A 17,175-nucleotide genomic window follows, 5' to 3' on the forward strand; every position below is an offset into this window, starting at 1 on the left:
ACAGCGGCGCCGGATCAATTTGCAAGCAAACAGCATCCCGCGCAGCGAAAACCTGCGGAAACGATTACTTCCGCAGGTCTCAAAACTTCGTCACGTCAACGCCTTGCGAGTTCTTCACGGATGACGATTCCGTCTGATCGGAAAGCGCGCTAGCCCTTCCACCGCTTTTCACGCCGCGCGCGAAAGCGCGGCGATATAAAGATCGCGCGCCGCCGGCAACGCCGCGCCGCGCGGGTTCAGCACGTCGCGCGTGAGGAAATATCCGGTCAATCGAAAGGCGGCGACAAGATCGCCCGGCGCCGCCGCATCGCTCTCATGACGAAGAAAATCGGGATAGGGCAGCAGCCTGTCGCGCCATGGCGCGCCGGCGGCGCGACTCACCGCACGACCCGATTTCGGCGACACATAAGCGAGATCGTCCCGCGCGCCGGTCAGCGCGCAGGCGTGAAGATCGAGTCCGAAGCCGAGCGCGCCGAGCAGCGCCAGTTCGAACCGCGCCATCATCAACGCCGCGACGTCGAACTCGCCGATGTCGCCAAGCCGCGCCGCGACGGCGGCCGCCATTTCGAACAATTCTTCATGAGGGTCGCGCTCCGGCAGCAGACGCAGGAGCGCGCAGAGCGACGCGACGCCGTTGAGCGCTGCGGCGCGATCGAGGAAATGGGCGGCGCGGGCGGCGAGCGGCTCGACCGTCAAGGCGCCGAGATGGTCTTCAAGACGGGCGCGCCACTCCGCGGCGACAAGATTGCCGGGCTGCAGAACCGGACGAAGCCGGCGCGAGCGGCCGCCGCGCACCAGACCGAGATGCCGGCCATGCGCGCGGGTCATCAACTCCAGAATGACGGATGTTTCGCCATGCCGGCGCGCGCCGATGATGAGAGCGTCGTCGCGCCATTCCATATCGTCGCCTCTACCCGCCTCGCTATAAATCTCCGAGCGTCAGATCGGCGCTATATTCCGCGTCCTCGACCTCCTTGGTCAACGCCTGACCGCAGATGACGCGCTTCTTCTCGGCATCATAGGTCAAGGCCGGCGAACCATAGAGCGTCCAGCCCCGACTTAAGGCCTCGGTGACGCGATGGCAGAAGGCCGCGTCGTCCGGCCCGGTGAGATAGCGATAGGCGGTGAAACGTTTCGAGGCTTGGGTCATGTCGCGCGCCCTGGCTCCGACGCGGTCGGCGGATTGATGAGCATAAGCGAGAGAATCGACAAACGGCTACGCTTGCCGTTTGGAATACTACTCGCCCTTGGGAAACTCCAGCCGCATTTCACGATAACGCTCCGGGTCCTCCGCCCAATTCTCGCGCACCTTTACGAACAGAAAGAGATGCACCTTCTGCTCAGCCGCTTCGGCGATCTCCTTGCGCGCCGCCTGGCCGATCGCCTTGATGGTGCGCCCGCCCTCGCCGATGACGATTTTCTTCTGGCTGTCGCGCGCGACGTAGATCGTCTGTTCGATGCGCGCCGACCCGTCTTTCTGATTGGTCCAGGTCTCGGTCTCGACCGTCGACTGATAGGGCAGTTCGTCGTGCAGCCGCTCGTAGATTTTCTCGCGGGTGATCTCGGCGGCGAGCAGCCGCAGCGGCGCGTCGGAAAGCTGATCCTCTGGATAGAGCCAGGGCGAAGGCTTCATGCGCCGCGCCAGCGCCTTGCGCAGATCGACGACGCCGTCGCCGTTCAAGGCCGAAATCATGAAGGTTTCATCGAATTTCTGCCGCGCGTTGAGCGCCTGCGCCAGCGCCAGCAGCCTCTCGCGGGGGATGAGGTCGATCTTGTTCAAGATGAGAAGCTTCGGCGCTTTGGTCTGCTGAAGCTGAGTCACTATCGCTTCGACTTCCTCGTCGAGGCCCTTGCGGGAATCGACAAGGAGCGCAATCACGTCGGCGTCGGCGGCGCCGGCGAGCGCGCTCGCCACCATGGCGCGATCGAGCCGGCGCTTGGGCGCGAAGATGCCGGGCGTGTCGACAAGAATGATCTGCGCCGCGCCTTCGATGGCGATGCCGCGAACCAGCGCCCGCGTCGTCTGCGCCTTTCGCGAAACGATCGAGACCTTGGCGCCGACGAGCTGATTGAGCAGCGTCGACTTGCCGGCGTTGGGCGCGCCGACGAGCGCCGCAAAGCCGCAGCGCGTTTCTTCCTCGGCGGGCTGCGCCGTTTCGCTCATCTCCGATCTTCCGCTTCCCGCGCCAGAAAGGCGGCCGCGGCGGCCTGTTCGGCGGCGCGCTTGGAGGGGCCCGAGCCCGGCGTCTGTTCGAATCCCTTGATGTTCACGGCGACTTCGAAGAAGGGCGCATGGTCCGGCCCGCTGCGACCGACGAGCTGATAGCGGGGCGTCGCGAGACCGCGCGCCTGCGCCCATTCCTGCAGAGTCGTCTTGGGGTCGCGCAAGTCCTGGCCGCTCGCCTCCATGCGCTCGCCGAAGGCCTTGCGGACGATGTGCTCGGCCGCCGCCGCGCCGCCGTCAAGAAAGGCGGCGCCGATGATCGCTTCGCAAATGTCGCCGAGCAAGGCGCGCTTGCCGCGCCCGCCAGTCTGCGCCTCGCCCTCCCCGAGCCGCATCGCCGGGCCAACGCCCCATTCCTCCGCCACCTCGGCGCAGGTCTCCTTGCGCACCAGCGCGGCGAGACGGCGGGACAGCTCGCCCTCGGTCTCGTTGGGAAAGGCGTCATAGACCATGTGCGCGACGGCGAGGCCGAGCACCCGGTCGCCAAGAAATTCCAGACGTTCGTATGAGTCGCGCCGGGCTGCCGAGGCGCTGACATGAGTCAACGCCCGGGCAAGCAGCGCCGGATCGGCGAATTTGTGTCCGATGCGCGCTTCGAGCGCAGCAAGCGCCTCGTCGCGGCCGCGCGTCATGTCATGCCCGCACGTCTCGTTAATCAACAGGTCGGAACAGCCGGTCCCAACGCACCGACCACGGCCAGCGCCAGAAGGCGAGCGCCGACTCGTCCTTCCTGACCGAGAAGAAGATGATCTCGGCGCGGCCGACGAGATTGACGAAGGGCACATAGCCGACGCCGCCTTCGTCCGGCGCGAACCGAGAATCGGTCGAATTGTCGCGATTGTCGCCCATCATGAAATAGTGATCGGACGGCACGACGAAGAGTTCGGTATTGTCCTTGTAGCCATGGTCGCCCTCGATCTCGATGATCGTATGTTCGACCGCCGGATGATCGCCGTTTCCGGGCAGCGTCTCCTTGTAGGTGGTGACCGGAACCTCGCGGCCGTCGCGTCCCTCCGTCACCGCCTTTTGGATCGGCTCGCGCGGCACGATCACGCCATTGATATAGAGGCGGCCGTCGATGACCTGGACGCGGTCGCCGGGCAGGCCGATGACGCGCTTGATATAGTCGGTCTCATTGTCCCGCGGCAGCTTGAAGACGACGACGTCGCCCCGGTTCGGCGGCGACGCCAGAATGCGGCCCGAAAAAAAGTCGGGGCCGAACGGCATCGAATAATTCGAATAGCCGTAGGAATATTTCGACACGAACACATAGTCGCCGATGAGCAGGGTCGGAATCATCGAGCCCGACGGAATATTGAATGGTTGAAAGAGCAGCGTGCGGATGACGAGCGCGATCGCCAACGCTTCGACGATGACCTTTACGGTCTCGAGAAATCCGCCCTCTTCGCGTTTTCGCGCCACCGGAACGTTCCTGCTCAAGCCGACTTACTCCTCATGCGTTCGGGCGGCGTCGGCCCGCCCCGGCCGCCCGGCTTACCACGCTACAGCTTCCATGAGAACCTGCGCCGGCGCAGAGTGGCGGCGGCTCGGCGTCAAACGGATGACTGCGCCCAAGCTTAGCCGCCTTATGCCGGCGCTCGGCGAACTGTCCGGGATTAAGACTAACGCCCGTAGGGCGTCTGACGCCTCCGCGTTCGGCCTCAACGCGCTTGCGCCCTGCCCTGCTCCATCGCCTGACGCATGCGGGAGATCGCCTCGGCAAGCCCGACGAATATCGCCTCGCCGATCAGGAAATGGCCGATGTTGAGTTCGACGACCTGGGGCAGCGCCGAGACGCGGCGCGCCGTTTCATAGTCGAGGCCATGCCCGGCGTGGATTTCAAGGCCCCGCCCAGCGCCATAGGCGGCGGCTTCCGCGATCCGGGCGAATTCCGCCTCGGCCCGCCGCAGATCGCCGACCTCGACGGCGTGACACCAGGCCCCGGTATGGAGCTCGACGACCGGCGCCTTGATCGAGACCGCGGCGTCGAGCGCCTCCGTCGACGGCTCAATAAACAGCGAGACGCGCACGCCCTCCCGCGTGAGCTGATCGACATAGGGCAGCAGATAGTCATGCTGTCCGACGACGTCGAGGCCGCCCTCGGTGGTGCGCTCGGTGCGCTTTTCCGGCACGAGGCAGACGGCGTGCGGCGCCGTCGCCAGCGCGATGTCGAGCATCTGCTCGGTCGCCGCCATCTCGAAATTCAAGGGCTTCGAGATCGCCGCCTTGAGGCGCGCCATGTCGTCGTCGTGGATGTGGCGGCGATCCTCGCGCAGATGGGCGGTGATTCCGTCGGCGCCGGCGTCGATCGCGAGCAGCGCGGCGCGCACGGGGTCGGGCCGCGGGCCGCCGCGCGCGTTGCGGACAGTCGCGACATGATCGACGTTGACGCCGAGGCGAAGGGGCGGCGAGCTCATCGCGCTCCTATAGCGCGCGGGCGGACTGTTTGTCATCGCGCGCATATCTGGCGAAAGCGCTTTTTGCGCCAATCTTCGGCACAATAAAATCTGTGGAATCAACGCGCCAGTTTAAGCGCAACATTCTTGTGACAGGCACCTCATCTTCAATCGTCACGACGTCGTTGATGTGGTCGAGGCAGGTAAACGTCTACGGCGCTCTTTCCGGTCTCTAATCGACACAGCCCTTCAGCCTGCGACAATACGCCGGTTGTATCGTTACACGATTTAATTTACGTCGTTAAAAGATGTAAAGCGCCGTCGATGACGACGCCGCAAAAAAGGATCGACGTGAAATGAAAAACCTCAGCAGCAGCGCGAGCGGTCGTGTGAAGGGACTGGTCTGGGTCGTTGGCGGCATAGCCGTGATCTTCACCGCGATTTTCCTTGCCCCGGTCATTTCGCACCTGGGTTGACATCGCTGGCGTTGGGTCGGCGCCCAGAGACGAAGGAGGGAGGCAATATGAGAAGCGTTCGTTCCGCTCCCGCGTTCATTAAGACCATATTGTTCCTTAGCGCCGTCGTTGGTTTCCTTGCGGTCGTAGCGCGGCGTCTTACGCGCGCGCCCGAAAACCGCGTGGACGCCATCGAAAAATTCGCGCTGAGCAAATGAGCGTCGATACGACCACGTAAGCGGATTCCGGATTTGACTGAAGACAGACGCCAAGTCTGGGCCAAGTCTGGGGAGGAAAAGGCGAGCGCAGCTGCTGCGCTCGCCTTTTTTATACAAGACAAAAATCGCTTAACACCTACCAGCCTGCGCGCGTCGCATAGGGTTTGTCATGGACGCGCGGCCAGCGTCGCGGCTCAAAGAGCAATTTCGGTCAAGAAGTCGCTTCCCACGCTTGATACGATCAAACAATGGAGCACAGGACAAGACCAAAGGGAGCCGACTATGCGCGACGCATCAACCGCGTGCTGGATTATATCGACAAGCATCTTGACGAAGACCTGACTGTCGACGCGCTGAGCGATGTCGCGAATTTTTCGAAATTCCACTTCCATCGGCAATTTTCCCAGCACTGCGGGATCAGCGTCGCGCGCTACATTCAATTCATGAGGCTGAAGCGAGCCGCCTACCGACTCGCCTTCAATCCGACCGCGCCGATCATCGACGTCGCTTTCGATTCGGGGTTCGAAAATCCCGAGTCCTTCTCCCGCGCCTTCAAGGCCGCCTTCGGCCAGACGCCCAGCGCCTTCCGCAAGACCCCGGACTGGGCGTCGTGGAGCGCGCGAACGCGCATCAGCCGCCCACCTAGCGAAAGGATGAATGACATGGACGTGAAGATCATCGATGTCGAACCGATATTGGTCGCGGCGCTCGAACATCGCGGTTCGCCGGCGCTGCTCAACGACTCGGTGCAGCGCTTCATCGCCTGGCGAAAGTCGTCAGGACTGTCGCCGGTCAGCACATGCGCGACCTATGGCGTGCCCTACAACGATCCGAATACGACGCCGCCGGAGGAGTTTCGTTTCGACATTTGCGGCTCGGCGCCAGCGCCCGTCGCCGCCAATGAACAGGGCGTCGTGACCAAGACGATCCCCGGCGGGCGCTGCGCCATGACGATCCACGCCGGCTCGCGCGACCGGATCGACGAGACCGTGTATGCGCTCTATCGCGACTGGCTGCCGGAGTCAGGAGAGGAACTGAGGGATTTCCCCGTCTATTTCCACTATCTGAACCTCGATCACGACACGCCGGAACACCGCCATCTGACCGAGATATATTTGCCGCTGAAGTAGGGTTTGACGCGACCGCTGGATTCCAATTGAAAAAGTGCGGAAGCGATTGAGGGCAACATAAAAAAATCATAGTTTACAAAGTGAAACTCTATGATGTGACGAATGATGAGAGCCGCATCTCACGTCGGATGGCAACTGAAAAAGGAGCCGCCATCATGCGTGGCGTTATTCTCGACGAGACGGGGATTGAGATAGACGCGGATCGCCTCGAGCGGGGTGAGGAATGAACTGAGCGCGATTCATCGCATAACCTTGCATTATCGAACCTGCCTCCACGCACGTTCGCTGGTCCCTTCACCCAATCACCCTTTCTACCTTGCTCACCAGCGGGCTCGATCGCAGGCGCGTGACGATCCCGTTCAGATGTTTCAGATCCGCGACTTCGAGATCGAAGGTCATTTCGCGGAAGTCCGGCGACTGCGCATCGAAGCTGATGTTGTCGATATTGGCGCCGGTCTCGCCGATCAGCGTCGCCAGCGCGCCGAGCGAGCCGGGCTCGTTGATCGCCGTCACCACAAGGCGCGCGGGAAACAGCGCCGAGGAGCCCGCCTCAATATCCCAGCGCACGTCGAGCCAGCGTTCGGGCTGATCATCAAAAGCGGTGAGCGAGGGCGACTGAATCGGATAGATGGTGATGCCTTCGCCCGGCGTGAAAATGCCGACGATGCGGTCGCCCGGCACTGCGCCGCCCTCGGGCGCGAAGCGCACCGGCGCGTCGCCGCGCAAACCGCGGATGGGGATCGCGGCGCCGCCGTCTTTCGCGCCAGGCGCCTTGAACACCACATTGGCGTTGGCCTTGACCCCGAACCATCCCGGCTCGCCCGGCGCGATCGGCGTCGGCGCGGCTTTGCGCTCCTCGCTGAAATCCGGATAGACCGCCTTGACCACGTCGCCCGAATAGATTTCGCCCCGGCCGACGGCGGCGAGCGCGTCCTCGACCGAGGGACGCGCCAGCCGCGTCAGCGCCGCTTTCAGCTTGTCCTCGCTCCAAACTCGGCCGGCGCGCTCAAAGGCGCGCTCGACGATCTGGCGGCCGAGCCCGGCATATTGCTGACGCACGGCGTCGCGCGTCGCGCGTCTGATCGCGGCGCGCGCCTTGCCGGTCGCAACCGCCGCCTCCCAGGCCGCCGGCGGCACATGCCCTTCGGCGCGGATGATCTCGACCTCGTCGCCGTTTTTGAGCTGCGACAGCACCGGCGCGACGCGCCCGTTGATTTTCGCGCCGACGGCTGAATCGCCGAGCTTGGTATGCACCGCATAGGCGAAATCGATCGGCGTCGCGCCGCGCGGCAGCGCGATCAAGCCGCCCTTGGGCGTGAAGCAGAATACCTGATCCTGAAACAGTTCGAGTCGCGTGTGCTCCAGGAATTCCTCAGGATTGTCGCCATGGGCGAGGAGATCGAGGGTTTCCTGCAGCCAGCGGAAGGCGCGGCTTTCCTTGGCGAGTTCCTCTCTGCCCTGCGCGCCGATCGCATCCTTATAAAGCGCGTGGGCGGCGATGCCGAAGCGCGCGATCTCATGCATTTCGGCGGTGCGGATCTGAAGTTCGACGCGCTGATGGCCGGGGCCGATCACAGTAGTGTGGATCGAGCGATAGTCGTTTTGTTTCGGCGTAGAAATATAATCCTTGAAGCGGCCGGGGACATTTGGCCATTTCGTATGCACGACGCCGAGCGCGCGATAACAGTCCTCAACGCTTCCGACGATGATCCGAAAGCCGAATATGTCGGAGAGCTGCTCGAAGGAAATCGATTTGCGCTCCATCTTGCGCCACACCGAATAGGGCGTCTTCTGGCGCCCGGTGACCGCCGCGGTGATGCCGCGCGCCACAAACTCCCTGGTGAGCTCATCTTCAATGCGCCTGATGATGCGGCCGTTCTTGGTGCGCAGATCATGCAGGCGCTGTTCGATGGTCTGATGCGCTTCCGGCATCAGATGGCGGAAGGCGAGCCCTTCCAATTCCTCGCGCAGTCGCTGCATGCCCATGCGGCCGGCGAGCGGCGCATAAATATCGAGCGTTTCCTGAGCGATGCGCGCGCGCTTGTCCTGAGGCACGAAATGCAGCGTGCGCATATTGTGCAGCCGGTCGGCGAGCTTGACGAGGAGCACGCGCACGTCTTCGGCGACGGCAAGCAGCAATTTGCGGAAATTCTCGCCCTGGCGCGCCTGTTTGGTGACGAGATCGAGCTTCTCGATCTTGGTCAAGCCCTCGACGAGTTTGCCGATCTGTTCTCCGAACAGCCGGTCGATCTCTTCACGCGTCGCGTCGGTGTCTTCGAGCGTGTCATGCAGCACGGCCGCGACGATCGTCGCATCGTCGAGTTTCAGATCCGTCAGGATCGCGGCGACTTCAAGCGGATGCGAAAAGTAAGGGTCGCCGGAGGCGCGGGTCTGCGCGCCATGCGCCTTCATGGCGTAAACATAGGCCCGGTTCAACAAATCCTCGTCGACGCGCGGGTTGTACTTCCGCACGCGTTCGACAAGCTCGTACTGACGCATCATGCGCGTGACGCCAAAGACAGGTTGCGCGCCGGCCCGCCCGCCGGACCGTGCGCAAATTCATGCAGAGGGCGAGGCGAGCTGCGCCGGAGCGGCAGGCATAGAGCGCCGAGGATAGCGCAGGCGAGCCGCCATGACCAACGGCGACAATGCGCGCTTACAAGGCTTGGCCGGACTTTTGTAAGGATTGGCCGGACTTGCCGGGCGAACCGGCCGCCCGGCTGTCGTCTAGCAGTCGTCGGAATCTACTCAGCTTCGTCTTCGACCTCGGCCGGGGGCACGAGACCTTCAAGTCCGCGCAGAAGGTCTTCTTCGGTCATCCTGTCGAACTGCGCCTCGCCCTCGAGGTCGACGCCGACCGCCGGCGTCAATGCCGGCGCCGTCTCGGCTTCCGGTTCGTCGACTTCGACGTGACGCTGCAGCGAGTGGATAAAATCCTCGGAAAGATCTTCCGGCGCGAGCGCCTCCTCGGCGATTTCGCGAAGGGCGACAACCGGATTTTTATCGCGATCGCGATCGACCAGGATTGGCTGACCCGACGAAATGTTCCGCGCCCGATGCGCCGCGAGAAGAACGAGGTCGAAGCGGTTTTCGATCTTGTCGATGCAATCTTCGACAGTAACGCGCGCCATCTGCCGTCAAGCTCCATTCTGTTGGGGAGTAGCGCTGATACGCCAATTATGAAAATTAGGCAATAATCTCTTAAGCCTAGACGCGTCATCCATGCGTTTTGACGCTGTTTTTCGGATTCTTTCCAGAATTTCCCCGGCGCTCCGCCCGTAAAAAGACGCAGTTGCTCTTGACGCTGTGACATCGAAAGGCGATGTATTTGAAAGAGACGCGCGCAGCGCTTTTTCAAGATGGTTGCTGAACAGCCCGGCGGATGCAGCAAAATCTGCGCAATTGCCGGGGATGGTTTTGAGGCTGGCCATTGAGACGATTGAGCTAAACGCTGAGCTGCGGGTCGACGGCATAATGCGGAGCCCGCCATATGAACACACCAACCCGACCGCGAGACGAATATGGCAGATATCGAACGAATTGCGTTATTCATTGACGGCGCGAACCTGTACGCGACCGCGAAATCGCTGGGATTCGATATTGATTATAAGCGCTTGCTCCGCGAATTTCAGGGCAAGGGCCGTCTGATCCGCGCCTTTTATTACACGGCGTTAATCGAGGATCAGGAGTATTCCTCTATCCGGCCGCTGATCGACTGGCTGGACTACAACGGCTATGCGGTCGTCACCAAGCCGACGAAGGAATTCGTCGATTCGCTCGGCCGCCGCAAGGTCAAGGGCAATATGGACATTGAGCTTGCGGTCGACGCCATGGAGATGGCCGAGCATCTCGACCACATGGTCCTGTTCTCGGGCGATGGCGACTTCCGTTCGCTGGTCGAAGCCGTGCAGCGGCGCGGGGTTCGCGTGTCGGTGATCTCGACGATCACCACCCAGCCGCCGATGATCGCTGATGAATTGCGTCGCCAAGCCGACGAATTCATCGACCTCATCCATCTTGTCGGCAAGATCGGCCGCGATCCGGGCGAACGCGCCGAACGCATGCAGCGCTATCAGGAGCGCCCGCGTACGGCCCCGCAGGCGGCGCACGCCGAAGACGAAGGCGAATGAGCCGACCCGCCCCTCTGCGGGCGGGCCCATCGCCGATTGTCCGCTCTGTCCGCGGCTTGTCGCGCTTAGACGCGAGCTGAGAGCGCGCGAGCCGGCGTGGCAAAATGCTCCTGTCGTTGATTTCGGGCCGCGCTCGGCGCGGCTGCTGATCGCTGGCCTGGCTCCGGGCCTGCGCGGGGCCAATCGCACCGGCCGCGCCTTCACCGGAGACGACGCCGGACGGATGCTTTTTGCCACTCTTGCACAGTTCGGCTTTTGCAAAGGCGTCTATGACGCGCGGCCCGACGACGGGGTCGAACTGATCGACTGCCTCGTCGCCAATGTCGTTCGCTGCGTGCCGCCGGGCAATCGGCCGCTGCCGACGGAAATTGCCGCATGCCGACGCTTCTTCCTCGCGACGATCGAGAGAATGTCCGAGCTTCGAGGGATCGTCGCGCTCGGGCGCGTCGCTCACGAGAGCGTGCTGCGCGCCCTGTCGATCAAGCTGCGCGATCACCCCTTTGCGCATGGGGCCGAGCATCGCCTTTCGTCAAACGAGCTGAAGCGGGATCTATTTTTGATCGACAGCTATCATTGCTCACGGCTCAACGCCAACACTGGCACGCTGACGCCGGAGATGTTTTGCGCGATCTTCGCGCGGGCGCGGGAACTTCTGGACCGCCCGTCGTCGAACGAGAGACTGGGCCCGGACGATCGCCGATGACAGCCTGTATTTTTCACGGCCAGAGAATGTCCCTCCGAAAGTCGTCGCCTCGGCGCGTATAGCGCAAGCGCGTGTGCCGCCGCGAGGAAGCGCCCTGCCAGAACTCGACCTCATCCGGCCGCACCGCATAGAGACGCCAATGCGGCGACACGGCTTCTGGATTTTGCGCGACGTCGACCAGGGCTCTCGCATAAGCCTCATTGAGCTCCGCCGCGCATTCGAGCGTCTCGCTCTGACGGCCCAGCATGCCGGCGGCCCTCGAGCCGTCAGGGCGAGCGCGAAAATCCGCGGCGCTCGCTTCGGCTCCGAGATAGACAACCTCGCCGCGGACGCGGACCTGCCGCGCGAGAGGCTGCCAATAGAATGTAAGCGCCGCGCTCGGGCGCTGTTCGAGCTGGCGGCCCTTGTGGCTCACGGCGCTGATAGCGAAATGGAAGCCCGCGCCATCCACATTCTTCAGCAAGAGAATGCGCGCATCGGGACGACCGTCGGCGCCGGCCGTCGCCAAGGTCGTCGCATGGGGTTCCGGAACATCGTGCGCGATGGCCACGCTCAGCCAGTCGAGAAAGACGTCGAGCGGATCGGCAGGAGCGTTGGTCGGGTCGAACGGAAGAAAAGGGCCTTGCAGAACTTTCAGATCGCGGAGAATTTGACGTAATTCGGCCACGGCCTGTTCACCCCCGCGCGCGCAATAGCCTGCCTTTTTCGCGGCTCCAGTCGCGCTTCTTCTCGACTTCGCGTTTATCGTGCAGCTTCTTGCCTCTTGCCAGCGCAAGCTGCAGCTTCGCGCGTCCCCTGGCGTTGAAATAGAGTTTGAGCGGCACGATCGTCATGCCTTCGCGCTCGACGGCCTGCGACAGCTTGGCGAGTTCGCGCGATTTGAGCAACAGCTTGCGCGGCCGTTTCGGCGGATGGTTGAACCGGTTGCCGGCGAGATATTCGGGGATGTTGGCGTTGACCAGCCACGCTTCGCCCTGCCGATCGACATGGGCGTAACTCTCCGCGATCGTCGCCTTGCCGGTGCGCAGCGACTTCACTTCGGTGCCCGTCAACGCCAGTCCGGCTTCGAATGTTTCGCCGATTTCGTAATTGTAGCGCGCCTTGCGATTGTCGGCGACGACCTTGAAATTCGGCTCCGGCTTTGCGGCCACTGACTCTCCTCGAAGTGTTCCGACGAAGGCGAAACGCGAATCTGAAACTTTAAGCCGCGAGCACGCCGGCGTGAACCATCGCCGCGCGAATGCGGTCCTTGGTGGCTTGCGTGCAAGGCACGAGAGGAAGGCGCACCTCTTCCTCGACCTTTCCAAGAAGCGACAGGCCATATTTGGCGCCTGTGACGCCGGCCTCAAGAAAAGTCGCGACATGCAGCGGCGTCAGCCTGTCCTGGATTTCCAGCGCCTTGGCGAAGTCGCCGGCAAGACAGGCGTTCTGCAGGTCTGCGCAAAGCCGCGGCGCGATATTGGCGACGACCGAGATACAGCCATGCGCGCCCGCCGCCATGCAGGCCAGCGCGGTGAGATCGTCGCCCGAAAGCTGGATGAACTCCGGCCCCATCGCCTGGCGCTGGAGCGAAATGCGGCCGATATTTCCCGTCGCGTCCTTCACGCCGACGACGTTTTTCAAATCGGCGCAGCGCTTCATCGTCTCTACGCTCATGTCGATCACCGAGCGCGGCGGAATATTGTAGATGATGATCGGGATCGAGACCGCGTCGTTGATCGCCTTGAAATGCAAATACAGCCCTTCCTGGTTGGGCTTGTTGTAGTAAGGCGTGACGATCAGCAGCGCGTCGGCGCCGGCGCGCTCCGCATGGCCGGCGATGGCGATCGCCTCGCGCGTTTTGTTCGACCCCGCCCCGGCGATGACCGGCGCCCGGCCACGCGCGGCGCGAATCGTCTCGGTGATGACGCGCCCATGCTCCTCATGGCTGAGGGTCGGGCTTTCGCCTGTCGTGCCGACCGGCACGAGGCCATGCGTGCCGTTTTCGATCTGCCAATCGATCAGCGCGCGCAGGGCGTCATAGTCGACTTCTCCATGGGCAAACGGCGTGACCAGGGCCGTTATCGACCCATGAAAAATCGGCTTTCCGCTCATTGAATCAAAGCCTTCCCTACGCCCCAGAGCCGCCGTAATTGCGTCGCTAAGATTGAGGCGCCCTTCATAGCCGCTGAGCTGCGTTGAGGAAAGCCCTGCGCGACAGTCGAAGGGGAGCGCACGAAATCACAGCCGGCGCGCGAGGTTGAAGCTTCGTAAACCAAATGAGTGCAGCTTTTTCACGCCAGTAAGGGAACGCGGTGATGATGTTGCCTCGACGCGTCGCGACTCGGTTCAAACTCACGATCGGCATCGCGGCCCTCGCGATCGCTGCGCCTGCTTTTACCGGTTTTGACCGTCTCGGCGACGGCGAGGCGCGACGAACCGCTTGGCGCAGGACGCCCTCGATCCCCTTGAGCCTCGGCGCGTGGCGCTCACGGGTCGGCTCCGTGCAGGAGGCGGTCCGCGAATTCGTCGCGCGCCGCCACGCTGACGATGAGGCGGCGCATCCTGTTGAGAATTCACTGTTCAGCGCGGAAGAGGACGGCGCGCTGCCGGCGATCGTGGCGAACGCCCCGACGGCGCGCTGGCTCGACGGCGCCGAGACGCCTGCAGACACCGCCGCGTCGCTGCTCGGGGAGGACGCGGACGCCTTCATCCAGGCCGTCGCGGCGTATAAAGCCGGCGATTTCATTCATGGCGACGAAGCCGCGTCGCGCGTGCAGGCTCCCCTCGCCGACGCCGCGGCCCGCTGGGTCGGTCTGCGGCTTCACGCGCGCGAAGCCGGATTCAAACGCATCTCCGCATTCCTGGCGGCCCATCCGAACTGGCCCGCCGCGGATTGGCTGCGCCGTCGCGGCGAGCAGGCGCTCGTCGCTGAGCATCAACCCGACAAGACCGTGCTGGCCTGGTTCGCCGAAACCGAGCCGCTGACCGCCTATGGGAAATACGCGCTGGCGCGAGCGACCGCGCGCGAAGGCGATTTTGAAACGGCGGCGGCTCTGGCGCGCGACGCCTGGCGCAACGAGGACGTCGGACAGGGGTTCGACACGATATTCAACAAAGAGCTCGGCGAGCTTCTGACGCTGGCCGATCACAAGTTCCGCGCCGATCGTCTGCTCTATGCGGGGAAGAATTCGCTCGCTTTGCGCAGCGCCGAACTCGCCGGCAAGGACGTTGTGCTGCTCGCCCGCGCGCGCATTTCCGGCGCCGATAAGGCGGCGGCGTCTTTGCCGCCATCCGTGCGGAACGATCCGGGGCTGCTCTACGGACGCGTGCATAAGCTGCGCAAAGCCAACAAATTCGCCGAAGCGGGCGCTCTGCTGCGCAAGGCGCCGCAAGACATTGAGGTCGTCGTTGACGGCGACGCCTGGTGGGAGGAGCGGCGCATCGTGGCGCGCAAGCTGCTCGACCAAGGAGATCCGGAAACGGCCTATCTCCTTTGCGCCCAAAACGCAGCCGTCAAAACCAGCAGGAAGGTCGACGCCGAATTCAACGCCGGCTGGATCGCCCTTCGATTTCTGAACAATCCGACCAAGGCCGAGGCGCATTTTAGGACGCTCGCCGAAATCGCAGAGACGCCGCTGCAGAAGTCGCGGGCGTTCTACTGGCTGGGACGCACGGCCGAAGCGGCGCGCACGACAAATGACGACTCCGCGGCGCGCAATTTTTATCTCCGGGCGGCCACGCATTCGACGACCTTCTACGGACAGCTCGCCAATGCGCGCCTGGGCGCCGAGGACCACCCGATCCGCCCGTCCCCTGCCGCCGCATCCGGCGACGACCGAGACGAGGCGGTTCGGGTAGCGGAATTGCTGTTCGCGCTCGGCGAAAAGGAAGTCGCCTTTCCCCTTGCGCTCGAAAGCGCAAGAAAATTGGAGGACGAGGCTCAGGTCGCGGCGCTTGGCGAGATCGTCGCGCGCCAGGGCGACGCCAAACTCTCGCTCATTTACGGCAAGGCCGCCTCCTACCGAGGAATCGCGCTCGACGACGTCGCCTTCCCCGGCTATGGCGTTCCCGATTTCAATGCGCTTCCGGGCTCGGCGTCGCGCTCGATCGTCTTCGCCGTCGCGCGCCAGGAAAGCGCCTTCGATCCGAAGGCGGTTTCGTCCGCCGGCGCGATGGGCCTGATGCAGATGATCGCCTCCACGGCGCGGCACACCGCCTCTATGCGCGGGGTAAGCTTCGACATCTCGCGGATGCTCAAAGATCCGCCCTTCAACGCCCAGCTCGGCGCGGCGCATCTCGGCATTCTGCTCGGCGAATATCGCGGTGCCTATCTCCTCACTTTCGCCGCCTACAACGCCGGCGGCGGACGGGTGAAACAATGGATGGACGCCTATGGCGATCCGCGTAAACCCCATGTCGATCCGATCGACTGGGTCGAGCGGATTCCGATCACCGAAACGCGCAATTACGTGCAGCGGGTGATGGAGAATTTCGTCGTCTATCGCGCGAAGTTCGAGGATAAGTCCACGCGGCCGCCGCAGGTCGAACTCGCCCACGCCGGTCCCTGATCCCGCCGCTTTTTAAAAAGCGCGGCAAGCGATGCGGGCGCTATTCAACATTTGCGTCGCATGAGGTTTCTTCCCGCGCGATGCGCGAATTCTTCTTCGTGTCCGGCATGGTCGCATAGACCGCAAGCGAAATGAAAATCGCGCCGCTCGCATAATAATAGAACCAGCTCTCATGGCCATGCGCCTTGAACCAAAGCGCCACATATTCCGCCGAGCCGCCAAAGACCGAAACGGTCGCCGCATAGGGCAATGCGACGCCGGTGACGCGGATCGCGGCGGGAAAAAGCTCCGCCTTCACGACAGCGTTGATCGACGTATAAAGCGCGACAATCAGCCAGGCGCAGCAGATGAGCGCGAAGGCGGTCCATGCGTCGCGCGCGTCCTTTATGGCGCTCAGCAGCGGAACCGTGAAAATCGTGCCGAGCGCGCCGAACGCGATGAGCATCGGGCGACGGCCGATACGATCCGACAAAGCGCCGTAAAGCGGCTGAAGGCAGAGCGCGAAGAGCAGCGAGCCGGCCGCGATCCATGTCGTCTGCCGGTCGCTCAGGCCCGCCGACAGTTTGAGAAACTTCTGCATATAGGTCGTGTAGACATAGAAGGCGATCGTGCCGCCAAGCGTCAATCCGACAACCGTCGCCGTCTCGCGCTTATGCGCAAGGAGCGCGCGAAGCGAACCGCGCTTGTCTTCGAGGCGAGACGCCTTAAAGGCCGGCGTCTCAACAAGATCGCGGCGCATGAACAACGCCACGATCGCAAGCAGCGCGCCGAAGGCGAAGGGGATCCGCCAGCCCCAATTGCGCAGCGCCTGAGCGTCGAGCGCCGCATTCTGCAGAATGAGCAACACGCAAAGCGCCAGCAATTGTCCGGCGATCATCGTCACATATTGAAAGCTCGAATAAAAACCGCGCCGCTCGGGATGCGCCATTTCGGCGAGATAGGTCGCGCTCGATCCATATTCGCCGCCGAGGCTTAAGCCCTGTAAAAGGCGCGCAAAAAGCAGCATCGCCGGCGCGCCCATGCCGATCATCGCATAGGTCGGCGCGAGAGCGATCAACATCGAACCAACGCACATCAGAAGCACTGAGAGCATCAGCGCCAGACGCCGCCCGCGACCGTCTCCAATGCGCCCGAAGATATAGGCGCCGATCGGCCGCATGAAGAAGCCGAGCGCGAAGACGCCAGAGGCCGACATCATTTGGACGACGGCGTCGTCGCCGGGAAAAAACGAGTCGGCGAAATAGAGCGAAAACGCGGAGTAGACGTAAAAATCGTACCATTCGACGAGATTGCCGACGGAGCCGATTAATATCGCGCGCAGTCGCGCCGTTTCGCTCTTGAAGTCGATCCTGTCGGCTGCGGTGCGCAT

16 protein-coding genes are annotated in these 17,175 nt (G+C 63.0%); 4 read left to right on the top strand and 12 right to left on the bottom strand.

The features are described 5' to 3' along the window. Positions 1–168: 168 nt before the first annotated feature. The 6 genes from recO to AB7I51_RS07765 form a co-directional block, all read right to left on the bottom strand. Positions 169–900: a DNA repair protein RecO gene (gene recO / locus AB7I51_RS07740; RefSeq protein ID WP_428403750.1), complete on the bottom strand. Its 732-nt coding sequence runs from the start codon at positions 898–900 to the stop codon at positions 169–171. Between the two features lie 22 nt (positions 901–922). After that, complete coding sequence (locus AB7I51_RS07745; protein ID WP_428403751.1) at positions 923–1,150, bottom strand: DUF1737 domain-containing protein; 228 nt, start codon at positions 1,148–1,150, stop codon at positions 923–925. A gap of 87 nt (positions 1,151–1,237) precedes the next feature. Continuing rightward, a complete protein-coding gene (gene era, locus AB7I51_RS07750) occupies positions 1,238–2,164 on the bottom strand; it encodes a GTPase Era (RefSeq protein ID WP_428403752.1) in 927 nt (308 codons plus the stop codon). Continuing rightward, complete coding sequence (gene rnc / locus AB7I51_RS07755; protein WP_428403753.1) at positions 2,161–2,856, bottom strand: ribonuclease III; 696 nt, start codon at positions 2,854–2,856, stop codon at positions 2,161–2,163. Before rnc ends, era begins: the two co-directional genes overlap by 4 nt. A gap of 19 nt (positions 2,857–2,875) precedes the next feature. Further along, positions 2,876–3,646, bottom strand: a complete 771-nt coding sequence (lepB, locus tag AB7I51_RS07760) for a signal peptidase I (RefSeq protein WP_428403804.1) — start codon at positions 3,644–3,646, stop codon at positions 2,876–2,878. 239 nt (positions 3,647–3,885) lie between these two features. Further along, a complete protein-coding gene (locus AB7I51_RS07765) occupies positions 3,886–4,641 on the bottom strand; it encodes a pyridoxine 5'-phosphate synthase (protein ID WP_428403754.1) in 756 nt (251 codons plus the stop codon). A 900-nt stretch (positions 4,642–5,541) separates the two neighbouring features. Between AB7I51_RS07765 and AB7I51_RS07770 the strand changes: the two genes are divergently transcribed. Further along, entirely contained in the window at positions 5,542–6,423 is an 882-nt protein-coding gene (locus AB7I51_RS07770; protein ID WP_428403755.1) for an AraC family transcriptional regulator, read from the top strand. Positions 6,424–6,717: 294 nt separating this feature from the next. Here AB7I51_RS07770 and AB7I51_RS07775 read toward each other — a convergent pair whose 3' ends face one another. Both AB7I51_RS07775 and rpoZ read right to left on the bottom strand, forming a co-directional pair. Next, positions 6,718–8,925, bottom strand: a complete 2,208-nt coding sequence (locus AB7I51_RS07775) for a RelA/SpoT family protein (RefSeq protein ID WP_428403756.1) — start codon at positions 8,923–8,925, stop codon at positions 6,718–6,720. Positions 8,926–9,167: 242 nt separating this feature from the next. Continuing rightward, positions 9,168–9,554, bottom strand: coding sequence for a DNA-directed RNA polymerase subunit omega (rpoZ, locus tag AB7I51_RS07780; RefSeq protein ID WP_428403757.1), 387 nt, complete (start codon positions 9,552–9,554; stop codon positions 9,168–9,170). A gap of 390 nt (positions 9,555–9,944) precedes the next feature. On the opposite strand from rpoZ, the gene AB7I51_RS07785 reads away from it, so the two are divergent. Then, positions 9,945–10,553 (top strand): NYN domain-containing protein, encoded by a 609-nt coding sequence (locus AB7I51_RS07785; protein WP_428403758.1) that lies wholly within the window; start codon positions 9,945–9,947, stop codon positions 10,551–10,553. Further along, positions 10,495–11,256: a uracil-DNA glycosylase gene (locus tag AB7I51_RS07790; RefSeq protein ID WP_428403805.1), complete on the top strand. Its 762-nt coding sequence runs from the start codon at positions 10,495–10,497 to the stop codon at positions 11,254–11,256. The genes AB7I51_RS07785 and AB7I51_RS07790 overlap by 59 nt, the downstream gene beginning before the upstream one ends. Before the next feature lie 13 nt (positions 11,257–11,269). On the opposite strand, the gene AB7I51_RS07795 is transcribed toward AB7I51_RS07790, so the two are convergent. From AB7I51_RS07795 to dapA, 3 genes are read right to left on the bottom strand one after another with little or no spacing between them, the layout of a single operon-like run. Beyond that, the gene (locus AB7I51_RS07795) at positions 11,270–11,923 is read right to left on the bottom strand and encodes a pyridoxine/pyridoxamine 5'-phosphate oxidase (protein ID WP_428403759.1); all 654 of its coding nucleotides are present in this window, start codon (positions 11,921–11,923) and stop codon (positions 11,270–11,272) included. A 7-nt stretch (positions 11,924–11,930) separates the two neighbouring features. Beyond that, positions 11,931–12,407: an SsrA-binding protein SmpB gene (gene smpB / locus AB7I51_RS07800; RefSeq protein ID WP_428403760.1), complete on the bottom strand. Its 477-nt coding sequence runs from the start codon at positions 12,405–12,407 to the stop codon at positions 11,931–11,933. A gap of 49 nt (positions 12,408–12,456) precedes the next feature. Further along, positions 12,457–13,350: a 4-hydroxy-tetrahydrodipicolinate synthase gene (dapA, locus tag AB7I51_RS07805; RefSeq protein ID WP_428406174.1), complete on the bottom strand. Its 894-nt coding sequence runs from the start codon at positions 13,348–13,350 to the stop codon at positions 12,457–12,459. A gap of 203 nt (positions 13,351–13,553) precedes the next feature. On the opposite strand from dapA, the gene AB7I51_RS07810 reads away from it, so the two are divergent. Next, on the top strand, positions 13,554–15,806 hold the full coding sequence (locus AB7I51_RS07810; protein WP_428403762.1) for a transglycosylase SLT domain-containing protein: 2,253 nt from the start codon (positions 13,554–13,556) through the stop codon (positions 15,804–15,806). A gap of 40 nt (positions 15,807–15,846) precedes the next feature. Here AB7I51_RS07810 and AB7I51_RS07815 read toward each other — a convergent pair whose 3' ends face one another. Next, on the bottom strand, positions 15,847–17,175 hold the full coding sequence (locus AB7I51_RS07815; protein ID WP_428403763.1) for an MFS transporter: 1,329 nt from the start codon (positions 17,173–17,175) through the stop codon (positions 15,847–15,849).

It is taken from the genome of Methylocystis sp., from assembly GCF_050246715.1.
In the GTDB taxonomy this organism is placed as follows: domain Bacteria; phylum Pseudomonadota; class Alphaproteobacteria; order Rhizobiales; family Beijerinckiaceae; genus Methylocystis.